A 19,401-nucleotide genomic window follows, 5' to 3' on the forward strand; every position below is an offset into this window, starting at 1 on the left:
TGGAAACCATATAGTCATAATTTTACGTAAATTTGGCAATGCTGAATTGTATATTAAAAATAAGTAGGTGAAAAGCATGAAAAAAAGAAAAAGGACATTTGAAGAATTAATTAAAGAAAATAAAAGGGAATTATTGATGGACGTTAAACAAATGGAAAGACTTGAAGAACGTCTTGAAAAAAAACATATGCAAAAGGCTGAATAGTCTTTGCTTAAAAAGAGTCAATGCCATGAAGGTTCCTTCAAGGTACTGGCTCTTTTTTCATAACTATTTCAAAAACTGGCATTCATGAATTTCCTCTTTTTTATCCATGATAAGAGAAGGAGGCGATAGAATGGGTAATCCAAAAAAAGATTCTAAACACTTTAGACCGAGCCATCAAGGAACACAGCCAATTGCAGCTGGCGGGAACAACGGTAAGAAAATGCAGGACAAATCCGGCAAACATGCTCAGGTCATTCAAACTAAAGGCGAGTAATCAAGGGACAAGCTAATAAAGTAATCGTAATAATATTATGTAAATAATAAAACATGAGGTGAAAATAATGGGCACAAATAAGCACAATCCGGATAACCGTTTGGATAATGTTGAAAAAATTCAAGATGCAATAGAAAATACGGAAGAGAACATAATCGCTGCAAATGAAACGTTATCGTTTTCTTCAGGAGAAGAAAAGCAGGCAATTCAGGATAAAAATGAACGAAGAAGAAAGAGCATTGATGGAATGAAGGAAGAAATGCAAGATGAGCAGGAAGCACGGGAAAGCGGTTATAGTAGCGATAATATGTAAACAACTAGGTAAAGGGGAGAAAGAGATGAGAAATCTTTCTCCCCTTTCATTTTAGGTTCAATGAAGAAAGCAGTCTATAAAGGCAGCTTAATGAAATTTGAACAATTGTTATGGTAAAATGTTTATTGCAAGAGAATAGAAAGTGGGGAAACAAAATGTTCATAGCAGAAAACGAAATTGAAGTGCGGTATGCAGAGACAGATCAAATGGGTGTTGTTTACCATGCGAATTATTTAATATGGATGGAACTTGGCAGGACAAAATTGATAAATGATTTAGGGTTTTATTATGCTGATATGGAAGCGGATGGCATCCTCTCACCTGTTATGGATATTCAGGCTTCGTATAAAACCCCTGTTAGATATGGTGATAAGGTAAAAATTAAAACCTGGATTGAAAAATATGACGGTTTACGCGTCGTTTATGGGTATGAGATCGTTAATGGGAAAAATGAAGTGGCGGCTACAGGTCATTCTTCCCACGTTTGCGTTAAAAAAGAGAGCTTCCGCCCGATATCCATTAAACGAATGTATCCTGAATGGCATGAGGCCTATGAGAAAAAGAAAAAGCAGGATGAATTGGATTAATTATAGTTATTGAGGTGATCAAAAATGGCTTTTGGGATTAAACGGGTAGACGTCGTAGCCTGGAAGCAGAAAATCGATCAAGGCCAAATAGCTTTTCTAACTCATTATTGGCTGGATGACCGATTTCCCGGTTGTAAGACGGTTACAAAAGTCGGATGCAAGGATTTACGGCGTTTAGCGGAGTGGGGGAAGCAATACGGGCTAAAAAAAGAGTGGATTCATCACAGGAAGGATGGCTATTCTCATTTTGATCTTTTAGGGGATAAACAAGCGGAAATTCTTAGGGCGGAAGATATTGAAGAGCGCCTCCTCGATTGAACAAGAAAAAACAGCAGTTTACACCGCTGCTTTATTGTCAAGCACTCTTTTCATATTGAAATTCTGGTTCAGTCAGTTTTTCATTAAAAGTAATAAGTAAATCGTGGCCATCAAAGTACCATAAATCTTTTTCTTCTACATAAAAATTAATCTCGTTCATAATCGTTGCGGCCGCTGCATTTTCCGGTTCTTCTTGCATGATACCTAATGAAAAGCCGCTTTGGACGGTACTATGCCCGCCATATCTTACATAAAAGCGCAAATGAGAGCCTTCTTGAAGCCCCAGTTCATCAATATACCACTTAGCTGCTTGATCGGAAATGGTCAGTTTCATACTCATTCTCCTTCCTAGAGGTTCGTTTTTTAAGTATAAAGTAATTATGCGGTAGATGCGAATAATGTGCGTTTAAGAAAGGAAATGACCATGGATATTATATATAATATTTGTTTCATAACTCGAAAAAGATCCAACGAAGTCGAAGTGTTGATGCTATTTCGCCAAAAAGATCCCAATCGGCATAAATGGAATGGCATAGGCGGGAAAATAGAAAAAGGTGAAACCATCGATGAATCGATGGAACGCGAAATTCTTGAAGAAACTGGATTGAAAGTAAGGGGGATGAGCTTTCGAGGGATCGTGACATGGAATGAAACAGGTGGAATGTATGTTTACAGAGCTGAAGATGCAGGGGAAGGGCTGTCTGACTGTGATGAAGGGGAACTTGCCTGGAAGCCATTTCAATGGGTTATGGAGGCAAGTGATGTTGTGCCCAACATAAAGTATTACCTGCAAGATATATTACAGGATGAACCACCACAAGAATTTGCATGTACCTATGAAAATGAACAATTAATATCAGTCAAAAAGAAGCCTTTGCCTGATATGGCAAATGAATTGACTTACAATTGAAAACAGCCCCTGTGCGGTTTTTTTGCCTTTTTGATTCCTGAGCCATTTAGGCAAGACTCTGAAATTATATATTATGAGGATAAAACGAAATGCCATCTAATTAATTTCCTTATAAGACGAGGCTGGTAAAAGGGAACCCGGAAATGGTATTGCCCGTAGCGTTTCATACACATTTGAGCACACACAAAAATAGCTGCAGATTCCTGCAGCTATTTTGTATTGCCTTTTTCTTTTGCTTCAGCCTCGGCAAGCTTTCTCAGCAAGACCGGTGTAGGCATATGCATGATTTGCTCTAAAGGCAAGTTTAGTGACTTGGATAACTTTAATGCGGTTTCCGGTGATATTTGCAATGGCTTCATGGCATTTTCTCCTATCGATATGTAATAACTAGTTCCAGTGTAGCCTGTGTTCAACAATTATTCAATCCTTACTTGACTCTTTCTCCATAAAACGAATTCCAAACGATTCTTTCGATTTGAAGTTACTGTAGAAATGTTTTAAATCCTTTTACCTTGACAAAAGAATGGTGAAGAGTCCAGGATGAATTATAAATAGTGTGAATGAATCGTTTTTTGAGATCTGATTACCTTTAAATTAAATGGAATAAAGAACCAAGTTTTGTTGTTGGGATTTAATGGAGTAGCTATGCCATCATTTAAAAAATCAGGGGCAGTGGGATATGGGGAATTTCATAAAAAGTGAAGCAAATAGAAGCAAACTGGTTTAAAAAAGCAAATGAAACAGATGGCATATTGAATGTAAGCAGTGAACAGGTGAAACTTCAGGTTAATATCATCGATTTAACGGCATTCGTTAGTTAGTGAAGAAGTCTTGTATTTAAGTGAAGAAACGGATGCTTTTGTTAAGCAATTGATAGAAAACGGGCAATTTGTCAAAAGGCAGATCAAAACGCGCGCTGAACAATCACTTTGTTCAAAAACAATGGCTTAAGAGGGGCAAAGCGTAGGCAGATCTTAACGGAAAAGATACAAAACCTTGTTAATTTTATGAAAAATGTTGATGAAAAAGATCGGTTTATTAAACCAATCTTTCTTAAGATCACTGAGTTTGTTAAGCATGAACAGGGAATGGCCGACCAGACAAATTTACTTTCATTGAATTCAGCCATCGAAGCGGGCAGCTGAACATGGTAATGGATTTGCGGTAGTTTTGAATGAGGTCAGGAAACTTGCTGGACAGACTAAAAAGTCGATAGCTGAAATAGATACAATCGTGCAATCATCAAATGAATACATGAAAGATGTTGTTGATTCTGCCCTAAGTGTCAAAGAAGCGGTTCAAGCAGGTGACAAGGAATCTGGATTAACGGAAAATACCTTCAATGAAATAATCGGAATCATCAAAGGGAATATAACGGATTCTGCAGAATTGGAAATGACAATTAAGGGATTAGTGTCATTCATCCAGGAAATTAGAAATGCTTCAAGATTTCGAGGCATGCCTTACAAATGAATTGTAGAATGGAAAATAGGCCCTTGCATACGGGCCTATCTTTACATGGTAATGCACATGTTCTTATAACCATTTTACTTTAGGTTCAGTTTTATCGATAATCCGCTTGATGTTTGCGCGATGCCGGTAAAAAATGAAGATCGTTATTAAACTGATTACAATAATGAGCGGCAAATCTTTAATATGAAAAACTAAACTGTAGATGAGAGCAAGTAGACAAGCAATCATGGATGAAAGCGAGACATATTTGGATATGTATAAGGATATAAAGAAAATGATGACGGCAAAGACAAAAAACCATGGTTCATAAGCAAGAATGACACCAGCAGAAGTTGCCACGGCTTTTCCGCCCCGAAAGTTTGCAAAAATGGGAAACATATGACCGACTACCGCAATAACTCCGGCTAGCAATAAATGCATTTCCACGCCTAGCATATACGGCAGATAAGTTGCTAGGGTACCCTTAAGTATATCCATGATAGTAACGGTTAGTCCTGCCTTGACACCAAGTGTCCTGAAGGTATTTGTCCCGCCTAGATTTTTACTGCCATGCTCCCGGATGTCGATTTTGTAAAATGTTTTACCGATTATTAAACCGGACGGAATCGAACCGATCAGGTAGGCAGCCAGTATAGTGATAAATGTAAGCATTCTATTACCCTTTCTTTAAGAAAAATCTTCTTTTTTTATCACGTTTAAGGAAGATTGTTCCCTTTTTCAAAAATAAACGTGTAGAAATAGCTAAAAACAGCCCTGAAATACCTGTTAAGCTTCTCTTATTGTAACATTTTCGTGACAAAATGGTACGGCTGTCCAAAAAAAATCCACTAAAAAAATGAATTTTCCTTGATGGACCTCCATCTTTTGATATACGTTAAGTTCATGAATGGTAAAAGGTTTAGACTTCCTTATTTTCGTAAATATATAATGAACGATGCCTCCTTGTATAAATTGTTACAATACGTGGTAGTCTGTATGAACATAAGAAAGTTAAGTGAGTCATGCCTTTTCTAAACTTATTCTTTCTTGTATAATGATTTTTCTTAATAATGGAATAAACCTTTGTTAAGAATACTCTTTAATCAAATATTACATTTTATTATAAAGGGGATTGAAAAGAATGATAGAAAATCCAAGCAGAGAAGAAATGGGAAAGATGTTGAAAGAATCGAAGCGCATCGCTGTCGTTGGTTTATCCGATAACCCTGAGCGCACTTCTTATATGGTATCGAAGGCCATGCAGGATAGCGGATATGAAATCATCCCGGTAAACCCTGCTGTATCTGAAGTCCTGGGTGTAAAGGCAGTTAAAGCTCTAAAAGATATTGAAGGGCACGTCGATATCGTCAATGTTTTCCGCCGTTCAGAGTTCCTTCCGGAGATAGCCAAGGAATTTGCAGAAATCGATGCAGATATCTTTTGGGCGCAGCTAGGGGTGGAAAATGAAGAAGCCTATAATTTTTTGAAAGAAAAAGGACATACTGTCATCATGAATCGATGTATAAAAGTCGAACACGCCCTTACAAAGTAAAATGAAGAGCGGAACTTCCGCTCTTTTTTTAAGGTATCGCTTTATTTCTGGAGAAAAACTGAAAGGCAGCCATAGCGGGCATTGAGCGGTCGGGCAAATTAAGCCATTTAAGCTTTATTTGATTAAAATAATAAAAGTATATTTGCCAAATGAAAATTTACCGCTACAATTAGAATGGTAGCTATGATACGTTTTGTTCCACACAAATGTGCTAACGCTAATAAAAAGGACAAAAAAATAGAACACTTGTTCTTTGTTCGTGAAAGTATTATACTTGTTATAATGATAATAACGTATTAATGGATTTGTTAAGCTAGTGAGTCATTTCATTGCAGTATGATTTGGCCCGGAAATTGTGTTTAGTAAGGAAAGGGGAATTTCTGTGGCAAAGAAAGTAAAAACAATCGAGTACAATGATGATGCAATTCAGGTACTGGAAGGACTCGAAGCGGTCAGAAAACGTCCCGGTATGTATATCGGCAGTACTGATGCACGCGGACTTCATCATTTAGTGTACGAGATTGTAGATAACTCCGTAGATGAGGCTTTAGCTGGATATGGAGACCAAATTAGTGTGAAAATACATAAAGATAACAGTGTAAGTGTGTCCGATAAAGGGCGTGGAATGCCTATTGGCATGCATAAATTAGGTAAACCGACGCCTGAGGTCATTTTAACGATTCTTCATGCTGGAGGTAAATTTGGACAAGGCGGATATAAAACGAGTGGAGGCCTTCATGGAGTCGGTGCTTCGGTCGTTAACGCGTTGTCTGAATGGCTTGTCGTGACAATCAAGAGGGACGGGTTCATTTACGAACAACGTTTTTTCAATGGCGGAAAGCCGGAAACCACACTGGAGAAAATCGGCAAAACAAACCAGGCTGGGACCAAAATCCACTTCAAGCCCGATCCTAAAATATTTTCGGTGACGACTTTTAATTATGAGATCCTGTGTGAGCGCCTTCGTGAATCAGCTTTTCTTTTAAAAGGCATGAAGATAGAATTGACGGATGAGCGTAACGACCGTAATGAAGTTTTTCACTATGAAAATGGCATTGAAGCGTTTGTCGATTATTTAAATGAAGAGAAAGAGACACTCCATAGTGTAGTCAGCTTAGAAGGGGAACAAAATGGGATTGAAGTCGAACTTGCCTTTCAATTCAACGATGGTTATTCAGAAAATATTCTAAGCTTCGTGAATAACGTTCGTACAAAAGACGGAGGCACCCATGAGATTGGTGCAAAAACGGCCATGACACGGGCATTTAATGATTATGCCAGAAAAATGGGGCTATTAAAGGAAAAAGATAAAAACCTCGAAGGTACCGATATACGTGAAGGCTTGTCTTCAATCATTTCAGTGCGCATCCCTGAAGAACTTCTTCAATTCGAAGGACAAACCAAAAGCAAACTTGGAACCAGCGAAGCCCGTTCTGCAGTCGATTCCATCGTATCAGAGCACCTAGCCTACTTTTTTGAAGAAGATCCGACCACGAGTACCCTATTGGTTAAAAAAGCGATTAAAGCGTTCCAGGCAAGGGAAGCGGCACGCAAAGCCCGTGAAGACGCAAGAAGCGGGAAGAAACGGAAAAAATCCGATGCCATCCTCTCCGGGAAATTAACACCAGCCCAATCCAAAAATCCAGAACGAAATGAATTGTATCTTGTTGAAGGTGACTCTGCTGGGGGATCCGCTAAACAAGGGCGGGATCGCCGTTTCCAAGCAGTTCTTCCTTTGCGGGGGAAAGTTATCAATACGGAAAAGGCAAAACTGGCGGATATTTTTAAAAACGAGGAAATAAATACGATCATCCATGCCATCGGCGGAGGTGTCGGGGCGGAGTTCAATACGCCGGACACTAACTATGATAAAGTGATCATCATGACTGATGCCGATACGGATGGGGCCCATATCCAAGTGCTGCTGCTGACTTTCTTTTACCGGTATATGAAGCCGTTAATAGAGTCAGGGAAGGTGTACATTGCCTTGCCCCCTTTATATAAAGTGAGCAAAGGGACAGGGAAGAAAGAAGTCATTGAATATGCTTGGAGCGATGAGGAGCTCCAGGGAGCGATAGACAAGGTGGGGAAAGGCTATATGATTCAGCGCTATAAAGGGCTGGGAGAGATGAATGCCGATCAATTATGGGATACCACCATGAACCCGGAAACAAGGACATTGATACGTGTGAAGATCGATGATGGAGCACGTGCAGAAAGACGTGTGACAACTTTGATGGGAGATAAGGTTGAACCGCGTCGTAAGTGGATTGAAGCCAATGTCGCTTTTGGTCTCGAAGAGGAATCGAATATTTTAGATAATGAAAATATGTCGATTGAAGAGGAGGTCATTAACGATGGTATTTGAAGAAACGTTTCGGGATTTGCCGCTTGAAGAGGTAATTGGTGACCGCTTCGGCCGTTATAGTAAATATATTATCCAAGATCGGGCACTTCCTGATGCAAGGGACGGCTTAAAACCGGTGCAGCGCAGGATATTGTATGCAATGCATGTCGAAGGAAATACTCAGGAAAAAGGATTCAGGAAATCCGCAAAAACGGTCGGTAATGTAATCGGTAACTATCACCCTCACGGAGATTCATCCGTTTATGAGGCAATGGTTCGGATGAGCCAAGACTGGAAGCTGCGGAAGGTCATGGTCCAAATGCACGGAAACAATGGTAGCATTGATGGTGATCCGCCTGCTGCGATGCGGTATACGGAAGCGAGGCTTTCATCGATTGCCTCCGAGATGCTGCGGGATATTGAAAAAAGGACGGTCGATTTTGTACCGAACTTTGATGATACTTCAGAAGAGCCCATTGTATTGCCTGCAATGTTCCCTAACCTGCTTGTAAACGGCTCTACAGGAATTTCAGCCGGCTATGCCACTGAAATCCCGCCACATCAACTAGGTGAAGTCATTGATGCTGCCATTATGCGAATCGATAAGCCGGAAGCGACAGTCGCTGATTTAATGACTGTCATTAAAGGGCCGGATTTTCCTACTGGCGGTATCATTCAAGGAATTGAGGGCATTCGTAAGGCCTATGAAACAGGTAAAGGGAAAATAATCATTCGCGGGTTGGCGGAAGTGGAAACGATTCGGGGCGGCAAACAGCAAATCGTCATCACTGAAATCCCATATGAAGTCAATAAAGCAAACCTTGTTAAGAAAATGGATGAATTCCGTCTAGACCGGAAAGTGGAAGGAATCGCCGAAGTAAGGGATGAGACCGACCGTACAGGACTGCGCATTGTCATCGAACTGAAAAAAGAAGCAGATGCAAATGGAGTCCTGCATTATTTATACAAAAATTCCGATCTTCAAATTGCATACAATTTCAATATGGTTGCAATTTATAAAAAGCGGCCAACATTGATGAGCCTGCCTAAAATGCTCGATGCTTATATCGAACACCGTAAAGAGGTAATCGTGAACCGTTCACGTTATGAGCTGCAAAAGGCACATGACAGGGCACATATCGTCGATGGATTAGTGAAAGCTTTATCCATATTAGATGAAGTCATCGCTGTCATCCGGGCATCTAAAGACAAACGGAACGCTAAAGATAACCTCATGGCTAAATTTGCTTTTACAGAAGCGCAAGCTGAAGCCATTGTCTCCTTGCAGTTATATAGGCTGACAAATACGGATATTACAGCACTTGAAGCAGAGGCAGCGGAATTGAAGGACAAAATTGAGGAATTGACAAAGATTCTTGGCAGTGAAAAAGTTCTTCTTCAAGTAATTAAAAAAGAACTTCGATTCATTAAAAAGGGCTTTGATGACGGACGGCGTTCCAAAATCGAAAAAGAAATTGAAGAAATCAAAATAAATCTGGAAGTCTTGATTGCGAGTGAAGACGTGATGGTTACCGTGACGAAAGAAGGCTATGTCAAACGGACATCGTTACGATCTTATGCAGCGTCAGGAGGTCTTGATTTTGGCATGAAGGATTCCGATCGCCTGCTCCAGAGGCTGGAGATGAATACAACAGATGTCCTGTTGCTGTTCACGTCCAAAGGGAACTACCTCTATTGTCCAGTTCATCAGCTTCCTGATATTCGCTGGAAGGAAACCGGTCAGCATATCGCGAACATCATTCCAATCGACAGGGAAGAACAAATCATAAAAGCGATTCCAATCAAAGATTTTACCATGCCGGAATTCTTGGTGTTCATCACGAAAAATGGTATGGTGAAAAAGACAGAATTAGCTTCCTATAAAGCCCAGCGTCATTCAAAACCACTGGTTGGTGTCAATTTAAAAGGTGACGATGAACTGGTCGATGTCCATCATACGAATGGACAGGCTGACCTTTTCCTAGTCACTCATAATGGCTATGGTTTATGGTTTGATGAAGAAGAAGTAAGTGTTGTCGGTGTCCGGGCAGCAGGGGTCAAAGGGATTAACTTGAAAGAAAATGACTATGTCATTGGCGGAAAGGTTTTGGCCAAGGATAGTAAAGAATCGATCTTTATCGTTACACAGCGCGGGGCCATAAAGAAAATGAAATTAACCGAGTTTGAAAAAACGAGCCGGGCAAAACGCGGTGTCGTGGTCTTGAGGGAATTGAAATCGAATCCTCATAGGATCGTTGGTTTCGATATCATTAACAAAACCGACAGTCTTTTCATTCTTTCCGAAAAGGGAACCATTGAAACGATTCATGCCGCTTCATTAAAAAATCATGATCGATATACGAATGGATCATTTGTTTTTGATGAAACGGTTAGTGGAAAAGCGAAAGAATTATGGAAAATATCATTGGAAGATGACACCGCCATAGAGCAGTGAATCATTTTTTTGAACGGGATGCTGACCTTGATCAGCATCCCGTTTTAATTTCCTGAAGATGATCAGTATGTCCACAGGCCAGCATTACAGTTGGGTCTTTATACGAAAGCAATGTCTTAATTCAAAAATGAGTTATTGAGTCAAATTTAAATCCTAGTATTATGAACCTAAAATTATTAAGAACGCAGCAAATAATTCATTTTTGAATTTTAGCATGAATTGAATCAACGTATCAAAACGATTTATTTTTGGCACACTCCTTGCATATTGTTAGTATGACTTCTTTATTTTTGAATGAAGAAAGGGGAGGACCAATGGATAGACCTTGGATAAAGCATATCCCGTCCGGAAATCCAATAGAGATTGATATTCCTGAAATTTCATTGACAGAACTATTTTTTCAATCAGTCGAACAGTATTCGGATAATACAGCGGTAACGTTCATGGAGGAAAGGTATACATATTCAGAGTTGGGGAAGTTAGTAAAAAAATGTGCCCGCTTGCTTGCTGATGAAGGCATTGGAAAGGGAGATCGTGTAGCTATCATGCTTCCTAATTGTCCCCAATATCCAATTGGTTTTTTTGGAACTCTTTTGAATGGAGCCATTGTTGTCCAAATCAATCCAATGTATAAGGCGAACGAATTAATGCATGTCCTGAAAGATTCAGGTGCAAGGCATATCATTGTACTCGACGATTTATTGCCCATAGTTGAAGCCGTCATAGCTGAAACCGATGTTGAAAAGGTGTTGAGCGTGTCTCTGGAAAAGGGCAAATGTGAAATGACAAAAAAACTGCTATCTGTAACAGAGGTGGATTTCACTGTTGAGATTGAACCTGCTAGAGATGTCGCCGTCCTCCAATATACTGGAGGAACGACAGGGCGTTCTAAAGGCGCGATGCTAACCCATCGTAATATCGTAGCCAATACGCTGCAAAGTGCAGCCACTTCAAGAATCAATACTCAAAAGGGGAAGGAAAGGGTACTGGGCGTTTCCCCATTATTTCATGTTTACGGCATGACTTCAGGGATGAACCTGACGTTTTATAATGGCGGGGAATTAATTCTTGTATCCCGATTTCAGGTAACGGAGATCGTCGATATTATCACTAATCTTAAACCGACTATTTTTCCAGGGGTACCGACGATGTATATTGCTTTATTACAATATTACCAGTCCCATCCATTTGATTTGCATACTTTGAAATCTTGCGTTTCAGGTTCGGCACCATTGCCATTGCATGTATTGTCAAGGTTCAGCGAACTTAGTGGAACAAAGATTGCTGAGGGCTATGGACTGTCCGAGGCGTCACCAGTCACGCACCGGAATCCAGTCAGCGGCCTGCAAAAACCAGGAAGTATCGGGATTCCGATACAAAATACGTACGCCGCCATAATTGACAGCATTACAGGAGAGCCAGCCCTCTTGGTTGATACACCAGGTGAATTGGTCATAAAGGGTCCACAGGTAATGAAAGGTTATTGGGACATGCCTGAAGAGACGAAGAAGACGATTCAAAACGGATGGCTGCATACCGGTGATATGGCCAAGATGGATGAAGATGGCTTCTTTTACATTGTGGGACGGAAGAAAGAGATGATCATCGCAGGCGGATTCAATATTTATCCAATTGAAATTGAAGATATACTATACAGCCACCCTAAGGTTCTGGAAGCAGCCGTCTTTGGCGTTCCCGATCAATATCGCGGTGAAACGGTACATGCAGCGGTAGTTCTAAAACCAAGTGAAAGAATAACTGAAAACGAATTGAAGGATTATTGCCGAAAGCAGCTCGCTGCCTTCAAGGTCCCAAAAGAAATCACATTTGAAAGTGAACTTCCGAAGACGGCGGTCGGTAAAATTTTAAAACGCAAGCTTCAAGAAAAACATATCGCTCATTCTAACTAGATATGAAAGCGCTAACAACCAATTCGCAAATAAAGGGGAATGCAAATGGACTTTCGCTTAGATGAAGACATCCTGCTACTTAAAGAAAATATACGCCAGTTTATCGAAGAACAAATCGATCCATTTTCCATGCAGATAGAGGATGAAGATCATATCCCGGAATCCATCATAAATTTATCGAAGGAAATCGGGCTATTCGGACTTAGTATCCCGGAAAGGTATGGCGGACTCGGAATCGGGATGGTGGGAAAATGTGCCTTATATGAGGAAATCGGCAAAACACATAATGGATATACCACTCTGATTGGGGCCCACACCGGTATAGGGACGGTAGGGATAGTCGAAATGGGCAATGAAATGCAAAAGGAAAAGTATCTACCAGATATGGCAAGCGGTAATAGAATTGGCGCTTTTGCTTTAACTGAGCCTGCAGCGGGGTCCCATGCTACGAATCTCAAAATGACGGCGGTCAAAAATGGCGATAAATATATTTTAAATGGTACCAAGCATTATATAACGAATGCAGATGTAGCAGATATTTTTACAGTTATGGCCGTTACTGACAAAGATAAAGGGGCGAAAGGGATCACCTCATTCATAGTAGAAAAGGATTTTCCGGGTTTTAGAGTTGGTAGCCTGGAAAGGAAGATGGGTCTTCGAGGCTCACATTCGGCCGAATTGTTTTTTGAAGATTGCGAGGTTCCTGCTGAAAATGTATTGGGGGACGTCGGCCAAGGGTATGTAAATGCCTTGAAAATCCTTGCAAATGGCCGGGCAGGCCTTGCTGCCCGTAATTTAGGGTCCTGTCAATACCTGCTCGATCTTTCTACCAAATATGCGACAGAACGTGAACAATTCAATGTCCCGATCATTGATCATCAAGCCGTATCCCATATGATTGCCGAGATGGCAATGGAAATAGAAGCACTTCGCTCATTCACATACAGGGTCGCATGGATGGTCGATCAGAAAGAAAAAGTCATTAAAGAAGCGGCCATGCTTAAGTTGTATGGTTCGGAAGTATATAATCGTATCGCTGATAAGGCCGTTCAGATTCATGGCGGGATGGGATATATGAAGGATTATCCAGTTGAACGTTTCTATCGGGATGCCCGAATCACCAGAATATATGAAGGTACGTCCGAAATCCAAAAGAATATCATTACCGGGCAATTAAAGAGAAAATATCAAAACTAGTCTAATTGGAAAGCGGAGGGGTTAAAATGGATTTACGACTATCAGATGAACAAAAAATGGTGCAAAAAACAATACGCAAGTTCGTGGAAAATGAATTGATTCCATTAGAAAATGAAGTACTTCGCAATGAAATGGCAGGAAAACCTAGTTTACCAGAGGGGACATTGAAAGATTTACAGGAAAAAGCAAAAAAAGCCGGGTTTTGGGGCATCAATACCCCGGAGGAATTTGGCGGCGCAGACCTAGGCCAGCTCATGATGGCAATTGTCTTGATGGAAGTATCAAAAACGTTTGTCCCATTCAGCTTTGGAGGTTCGGCTGATAACATCCTTTATTATGCAAATGAAGAACAGAAACAGAAATATCTGATCCCTACTATTAATGGTGAGAAAAAGTCCTGTTTTGCCATGACGGAGCCGGGGGCTGGGTCCGATACGCGAAATATTAAAATGACGGCAGTAAAAGAAGGGAATGAATGGGTGCTTAACGGAGAAAAAACATTCATCACTGGAGGAAATGATGCCGATTTCGTCATGGTCATTGCCGTAACTGACAAAGAACGTCATCAAGCAACCGGGACGGAAGGGGTAACCTGTTTCATTGTAGACCGTGATATGGGCTGGAGATCAGAATATATCAATACGATGGGAGAATGGGGACCGGCCGGTTTAGTTTTTGATAATGTAAGGGTACCCGAAGAAAACATCTTAGGGGAAGTGCATGGCGGTTATAAACTAGGCTTGGAATGGATTGGGTTTGCAAGATGGATCGTGGGCGCACGGGCTGTCGGTTCTGCAGAAAGATTGCTGCAAATGGCTATAGAATACGCTAAAGAACGAGTAACTTTCGGTAAACCGATCGCTGAGCGCCAGGCCATTCAATGGCAGATAGCTGATTCTGCCGTAGAAATTGAAGCGGCTAGATGGCTTGTATTGAATGCGGCTTTTACACTTGATAATGGAGAAGACAACCGCCATTTAGCTTCAATGGCTAAACTCTATGGAGCCAATATGGGGAATCGGGTCGTTGATCGTGTATTGCAGATTCACGGTGGCATGGGCTATACGAAGGAGCTTCCCATCGAACGCTGGTACCGCGAGGCAAGGCTTTGGAGGATTTATGATGGTACGGATGAAATACAGCGTATGATCATTTCCCGAAATTTGATTAAGGGTCATGTTAAAGTAGGACAATTCTTATAATAGATTAGGAGGAAACGATTATGTCAGGGAGATTTTCAGGGAAAACAGCTTTAGTTACAGGAGGAAGCAGGGGGATTGGCCGGGCGATCGTCGAACTGTTTGCCAGTGAAGGCGCAAACGTGGCGATTATCGATATCAACGAAGAGGTTTTGACAGCAACAGGAAATGAATTAAGGGACAAGGGTTATACCATTTTTACCAAAGTGGCCAACGTGGTCAATCCAGAAGAGGTGGAAGGATCGATAAAAGAAATAGCCGACACATTCGGATCCCTTGATATACTCGTGAATAATGCTGGGGTCATCCGGGATAATTTACTTTTTAAAATGACCGATTCAGATTGGCAGACGGTAATGGATGTGCATTTAAAAGGTACTTTCAATGCAGTACGTGCCGCCCAGAAGCATATGGTTGCAAATAAGTACGGAAGAATCATCAATATATCATCCACCTCGGCCCTTGGGAACCGCGGGCAGGCTAATTATTCAGCCGCAAAGGCTGGCCTTCAGGGGTTAACAAAAACACTGGCGATTGAACTTGGCAAATATGGGATAACGGCTAATTCGGTCGCACCAGGCTTTATCGAAACCGAAATGACGAAAGAAACAGCTAGGCGGGTGGGAGTGAGTTTTGAACAATTCATCCAGGATAGGGCAAACAGTATTCCGGTTGCCAGAAGCGGTTTGCCAAGTGATATTGCTCATGCTGTTGCATTCTTTGCCGATGAGGCATCCTCATTCATTAGCGGGCAGGTTTTATATGTTGCGGGTGGTCCAAAAAATTAAGGAAAAAGGCGGGATGTTATGTTCAACGAAAGTATTGGAAAACGATCCAACCCCGTTAAAAATATAGTTGAACGGGGAGCCGTTAAAAAATTCGCATTATCGATTGGTGATCCCCACCCGATTTTCATAGATGAAGAAACAGGCAGGCAATCAAGGTACGGTACGAATATCGCTCCACCAACTTTCCCAAGGGTCTTTGATTTTGGAACGATTGAAAGCTTAAATCTCCCGAATAAAGGCTTGATTCACGGTGAGCAGGTTTATCGCTATAACAGGCCGCTTAAGGTAGGGGAAGAAATCAACTGTTTTACGGAAGTGAAAGACTATTATGAGAAAAAAGGGAAACAAGGGGAAATGGGATTTCTAGCCTTTAAAAATTATGGGACGGATGCAAATGGGGAAATTGTCTTCACTGCTGAACAGCTTGTCATTTTAAATGAAACGATCAGAAGGATGGTGATGAGTAAGTGACGACATTAACCGAACTTCATATTGGTGACACGTTACATTCTATCGAGCTTGCACCTGTAACGCGACTGGACCTCATTAAATATGCCGGCGCATCAGGTGATTTCAATCCCATTCATACCATTGATGAGGAAGCAAAAAATGCTGGTCTTCCAGGTATCATCGCACATGGGATGTGGACGATGGGAAACCTCGCAAAGCTATTCAGTAATCTTTATGAAATTGGATTTATCGAAGAATACAAGATTCGTTTCAAGGGCATGGTTTTCTTGAATGATGTCATAACTCTTCATGCGGATCTAAAAGAAAAAAATGGGAATAGATATTTTTTCAACGTAGCGGCCACTAATCAGTCAGGTAAGGAAGCGATTAGTGGAGAGGTTATTTTTAAGACTTACTGAGGTAAAGTAGTGATGAAAATTATTTCATCACTACTTTTTTTAGGAGCGAAATTCGACAATTTTAAAGGAGTTTCGAAAATTATCCAGAATTGTACTTAAAAAGAATTCTTTTTGCGGCGGTGAATAGTAATGAATCAAGTGAAACAGGATTCTCAGCTTAATTTACTCAAAGAGTGGACCTTTCCTGCACTAGTCGTGGATTCTGCAAATCGGATAAAGGATTGGGGAAACTATTTTAATCAATTGTTAAGCCAGGATGGTAATAATACATTAACCGAACAATTCGATGAGTGGCAATTTCTCGATAATAAAAGGCTTGCAGCTGCAAGGCTGCATGATAAAAGGTATTTATTTTTATTAATGGAACAAATGGATGCTGACAATTTTCTTTATATAGGCAGGGAAACGGAATTTTTGGACGATTTACTGATTGATGCTCATGAAACGGATAAATTGAATCGCGCACTGGATGCAATAATCGAAAATTCCTATGATGGAATATACATCACCGATCAAGATGGAATCACGCTTTATACCAATTCGGCAATTGAACGGATCACAGGCATACCAAAAGAGTATTATATCGGCAAATCTGTGGACCAATTGATTAAACGCGGCATACTGAATACGTCGGTGACTCATAAGGTAGTGAAGCTGAGACGAACGGTATCAGTCGTACAGGATAATTTTGCGGGAAAGGAAACATTGATAACAGGGAGTCCCGTTTTTAATGCAGAAGGGGATATAGAGCAAGTCGTTACGAATATAAGGGATTTATCTGATTTAAATGAACTGATGCATGAGTTGACGAAAGCTAATGAACTGAATAATCAATATAAGCAGGAAATTGAGAAACTGCGGAAGATAACGAGCAAAGATGGAGTCGTATTCGTCAGTGATAAAATGAAAATGATTTATGAGATAGCAGAAAGAATATCGGATATTGATGCGACAGTACTCATACTGGGAGAAACGGGTGTTGGAAAGGATGTCCTTGCCCGCAATATCTATAATCGGAGCATCCGATCAAAAAAAGGAGACTTCATTAAAATAAATTGCGGGGCAATTCCCGCTGATTTATTGGAATCCGAGCTCTTTGGATATGAAGGAGGGGCATTTACCGGAGCCAATCAAAAAGGAAAACCAGGAATGTTTGAGCTGGCAGAGAGTGGTATCCTATTCCTGGATGAAGTCGGTGAGCTTCCCCTGCAACTTCAGGTGAAGCTGCTCCGGGCCCTTCAGGAAAGGGAGATTCAAAGAATCGGAGGAACAAAACCAAAGAAAATCGATGTTCGCATAATAGCAGCAACGAACCGAAATCTTTCGGAAATGGTCAAATCGGGTGATTTTCGTGAAGACCTCTTTTATAGGTTGAATGTCATTCCGATTACGATTCCTCCTCTAAGGGAAAGAAGAGAGGATATCTTGGCATTGACTGACTTGTTTTTAACAAAAGCAAACGAACAATATAAATTCTCAAAAGAAATAGATTCACGGTTGAAGGAATATTTTTATCAACATGATTGGCCAGGAAATGTCCGTGAATTGATTAATATAGTGGAAAGGCTCGTCGTGCTGACGGATAATCGAATATTATCGATTAACGACCTACCGGAAGAATATCAGCCGGAAAATCGGAATCAACCGAACCTCAATGCTACCTTAACTTTAAAAGAAGCGGTGGAAAAAGCCGAAAAGGAAATTTTGACGAAAGCGGCTCAAACTTACCAAACTACATATGAAATAGCAGAAGCCCTGGAATCCAGTCAGGCAACAATCGTGAGGAAACTTAAAAAATATCGATTAAAGGTCAGTGGAAAAGAATAGATGAGTTTGAACTGTACCTCCCATTTTTAGAAAAATGGGAGGTGCAGTTTTTTTGATTGATTATACGATAGGCGAAAATTCAATAAAAAAAATAAAATGAATGTGAACCAAAGACAAAAGAAAAAAAGAATGGGGCAGCGGTGTCCAACCTAGATTCACCAGCTGTAAACATCTTTGGCTAGAGGACGGTCTTACTAAGGAAACCAGTCTGCACGTTCAACATATTTAAAAAGGGAGGAAGAATATGTAAGGTTACAGAATTAATTTATCAACACAAATTTTCGCTCAAACCTTCAGAATGTCAGAGACAAACAGGGGGATTTATCAATAAGATATCTGATTAAATCCTATTCAATATATTGATTTAAACGGGTTTATTGAAGCTTTAAAACTTGGTAAGCCATTGAAAATCATGTATATTGTTTTTATACACATACAAGGGTAGTGGATCATTTTAATTGGAAAATATATACAAAGAACCAGCTACACTAGTTCAGCCTAATTATTTTCAATTAAATCACTAGAAGGGAGATATAGAATTTGGACTCACTCCAGTTAATTGAATATGACATAGCCCTGCTTGTACGTCTAACAACATCCCCCAGTAGACAAATAGGCAACCTAGATCGATCCGAGTTTTTATTGCTAAGTGAATTGGATAAGCATGGGCCACTAGGCATTAATGAATTGTCAGACCAATTGAGACTGAATGTGTCTACTGCAAGTCGCCAGGTTGCCGCTATGGAGTCAAAGGAATTCATTCGCCGTTATCCAGATCCGAAAAACGGACGAATCAGCTTAATTGTCATGACGAAAGAAGGGCAAGAAATATTACATAATGCTCAGAAGTCTCGTCAAGAAAGATTATCCGATATTCTTAAAGACTGGTCAGAGGAAGATTTAAACGTCCTTCAGAGGAATTTAACACGTTTGAATCAGGATATTAAGAACTGGAAACAAAGATAAATCGAATTTTGATAAGCAGAAACAGTATTGTTTATTACATATTTTAATGAACCTTTTCATGAAAAAGCCTAATTCAAATGTTCTTATTTGAATTAGGCTTTTTCATTTTTCCGTGTTATAGGTTTGTTTGGGTAAAATTTTTATTGCTATATTTTATATATATTGTATAATACAAATTGTAAATGGCAAGTTTGGTTATGTTGCATGTTTATCTGCTCAATATGAATGGATG

The 19,401-nt window shown here is 40.3% G+C and carries 21 protein-coding genes and 1 pseudogene; 19 read left to right on the forward strand and 3 right to left on the reverse strand.

What is annotated here, in order from left to right:
- Nucleotides 1-76: 76 nt before the first annotated feature.
- The 5 genes from J7I90_RS01170 (at nt 77) to J7I90_RS01190 (ending at nt 1,697) form a co-directional block, all read left to right on the forward strand.
- On the forward strand, nt 77-205 hold the full coding sequence (locus tag J7I90_RS01170) for an FbpB family small basic protein (protein ID WP_072272906.1): 129 nt from the start codon (nt 77-79) through the stop codon (nt 203-205).
- A gap of 130 nt (nt 206-335) precedes the next feature.
- Nucleotides 336-479 carry an acid-soluble spore protein N gene (locus J7I90_RS01175; RefSeq protein ID WP_048678620.1) on the forward strand — a complete coding sequence of 48 codons (144 nt, stop codon included), beginning with the start codon at nt 336-338 and terminating at the stop codon, nt 477-479.
- Between the two features lie 67 nt (nt 480-546).
- Complete coding sequence (gene tlp, locus J7I90_RS01180) at nt 547-792, forward strand: small acid-soluble spore protein Tlp (RefSeq protein ID WP_063576388.1); 246 nt, start codon at nt 547-549, stop codon at nt 790-792.
- Between the two features lie 155 nt (nt 793-947).
- Nucleotides 948-1,379: an acyl-CoA thioesterase gene (locus J7I90_RS01185; protein WP_214768039.1), complete on the forward strand. Its 432-nt coding sequence runs from the start codon at nt 948-950 to the stop codon at nt 1,377-1,379.
- A 24-nt stretch (nt 1,380-1,403) separates the two neighbouring features.
- Nucleotides 1,404-1,697, forward strand: coding sequence for a hypothetical protein (locus J7I90_RS01190; protein ID WP_202310610.1), 294 nt, complete (start codon nt 1,404-1,406; stop codon nt 1,695-1,697).
- A gap of 37 nt (nt 1,698-1,734) precedes the next feature.
- On the opposite strand, the gene J7I90_RS01195 is transcribed toward J7I90_RS01190, so the two are convergent.
- On the reverse strand, nt 1,735-2,031 hold the full coding sequence (locus J7I90_RS01195; RefSeq protein WP_214768040.1) for a HesB/YadR/YfhF family protein: 297 nt from the start codon (nt 2,029-2,031) through the stop codon (nt 1,735-1,737).
- A gap of 90 nt (nt 2,032-2,121) precedes the next feature.
- Here J7I90_RS01195 and J7I90_RS01200 point away from each other — a divergent pair, with 90 nt between their 5' ends.
- Complete coding sequence (locus tag J7I90_RS01200; RefSeq protein WP_214768041.1) at nt 2,122-2,607, forward strand: NUDIX hydrolase; 486 nt, start codon at nt 2,122-2,124, stop codon at nt 2,605-2,607.
- Between the two features lie 209 nt (nt 2,608-2,816).
- Here J7I90_RS01200 and J7I90_RS01205 read toward each other — a convergent pair whose 3' ends face one another.
- Nucleotides 2,817-2,966 (reverse strand): YycC family protein, encoded by a 150-nt coding sequence (locus tag J7I90_RS01205; protein WP_065310839.1) that lies wholly within the window; start codon nt 2,964-2,966, stop codon nt 2,817-2,819.
- Nucleotides 2,967-3,305: 339 nt separating this feature from the next.
- On the opposite strand from J7I90_RS01205, the gene J7I90_RS27640 reads away from it, so the two are divergent.
- On the forward strand, nt 3,306-3,428 hold the full coding sequence (locus J7I90_RS27640; protein WP_285289395.1) for a hypothetical protein: 123 nt from the start codon (nt 3,306-3,308) through the stop codon (nt 3,426-3,428).
- Nucleotides 3,429-3,695: 267 nt separating this feature from the next.
- Nucleotides 3,696-4,080 (forward strand): annotated as a pseudogene (locus J7I90_RS01210) (methyl-accepting chemotaxis protein); the annotation flags it as partial.
- Between the two features lie 63 nt (nt 4,081-4,143).
- Here J7I90_RS01210 and plsY read toward each other — a convergent pair.
- Nucleotides 4,144-4,731 carry a glycerol-3-phosphate 1-O-acyltransferase PlsY gene (gene plsY, locus J7I90_RS01215; protein ID WP_034312400.1) on the reverse strand — a complete coding sequence of 196 codons (588 nt, stop codon included), beginning with the start codon at nt 4,729-4,731 and terminating at the stop codon, nt 4,144-4,146.
- 469 nt (nt 4,732-5,200) lie between these two features.
- On the opposite strand from plsY, the gene J7I90_RS01220 reads away from it, so the two are divergent.
- The 11 genes from J7I90_RS01220 to J7I90_RS01270 all read left to right on the forward strand — a co-directional run bounded on the left by J7I90_RS01220 (nt 5,201) and on the right by J7I90_RS01270 (nt 19,169).
- Nucleotides 5,201-5,611 (forward strand): CoA-binding protein, encoded by a 411-nt coding sequence (locus tag J7I90_RS01220; RefSeq protein ID WP_214768042.1) that lies wholly within the window; start codon nt 5,201-5,203, stop codon nt 5,609-5,611.
- 403 nt (nt 5,612-6,014) lie between these two features.
- On the forward strand, nt 6,015-7,979 hold the full coding sequence (parE, locus tag J7I90_RS01225) for a DNA topoisomerase IV subunit B (protein WP_396020401.1): 1,965 nt from the start codon (nt 6,015-6,017) through the stop codon (nt 7,977-7,979).
- Nucleotides 7,969-10,413, forward strand: a complete 2,445-nt coding sequence (gene parC, locus J7I90_RS01230) for a DNA topoisomerase IV subunit A (RefSeq protein WP_214768044.1) — start codon at nt 7,969-7,971, stop codon at nt 10,411-10,413. Before parE ends, parC begins: the two co-directional genes overlap by 11 nt.
- 314 nt (nt 10,414-10,727) lie before the next feature.
- A complete protein-coding gene (locus J7I90_RS01235; RefSeq protein WP_214768045.1) occupies nt 10,728-12,323 on the forward strand; it encodes a long-chain-fatty-acid--CoA ligase in 1,596 nt (531 codons plus the stop codon).
- A gap of 45 nt (nt 12,324-12,368) precedes the next feature.
- Entirely contained in the window at nt 12,369-13,520 is a 1,152-nt protein-coding gene (locus J7I90_RS01240; protein ID WP_214768046.1) for an acyl-CoA dehydrogenase family protein, read from the forward strand.
- A gap of 26 nt (nt 13,521-13,546) precedes the next feature.
- Nucleotides 13,547-14,722: an acyl-CoA dehydrogenase family protein gene (locus J7I90_RS01245; protein ID WP_214768047.1), complete on the forward strand. Its 1,176-nt coding sequence runs from the start codon at nt 13,547-13,549 to the stop codon at nt 14,720-14,722.
- A gap of 20 nt (nt 14,723-14,742) precedes the next feature.
- Nucleotides 14,743-15,507: an SDR family oxidoreductase gene (locus tag J7I90_RS01250; protein ID WP_214768048.1), complete on the forward strand. Its 765-nt coding sequence runs from the start codon at nt 14,743-14,745 to the stop codon at nt 15,505-15,507.
- 18 nt (nt 15,508-15,525) lie between these two features.
- Nucleotides 15,526-15,978 (forward strand): MaoC family dehydratase N-terminal domain-containing protein, encoded by a 453-nt coding sequence (locus tag J7I90_RS01255; RefSeq protein ID WP_214768049.1) that lies wholly within the window; start codon nt 15,526-15,528, stop codon nt 15,976-15,978.
- Nucleotides 15,975-16,376, forward strand: coding sequence for a MaoC/PaaZ C-terminal domain-containing protein (locus J7I90_RS01260; RefSeq protein ID WP_214768050.1), 402 nt, complete (start codon nt 15,975-15,977; stop codon nt 16,374-16,376). Before J7I90_RS01255 ends, J7I90_RS01260 begins: the two co-directional genes overlap by 4 nt.
- Nucleotides 16,377-16,505: 129 nt before the next feature.
- Nucleotides 16,506-18,203, forward strand: a complete 1,698-nt coding sequence (locus J7I90_RS01265) for a sigma-54 interaction domain-containing protein (protein ID WP_251025038.1) — start codon at nt 16,506-16,508, stop codon at nt 18,201-18,203.
- A gap of 540 nt (nt 18,204-18,743) precedes the next feature.
- On the forward strand, nt 18,744-19,169 hold the full coding sequence (locus J7I90_RS01270; RefSeq protein WP_053534838.1) for a MarR family winged helix-turn-helix transcriptional regulator: 426 nt from the start codon (nt 18,744-18,746) through the stop codon (nt 19,167-19,169).
- Nucleotides 19,170-19,401 lie beyond the last annotated feature (232 nt).

It is taken from the genome of Bacillus sp. ISL-57, from assembly GCF_018613135.1.
Lineage (GTDB): Bacteria > Bacillota > Bacilli > Bacillales > DSM-1321 > Peribacillus > Peribacillus frigoritolerans.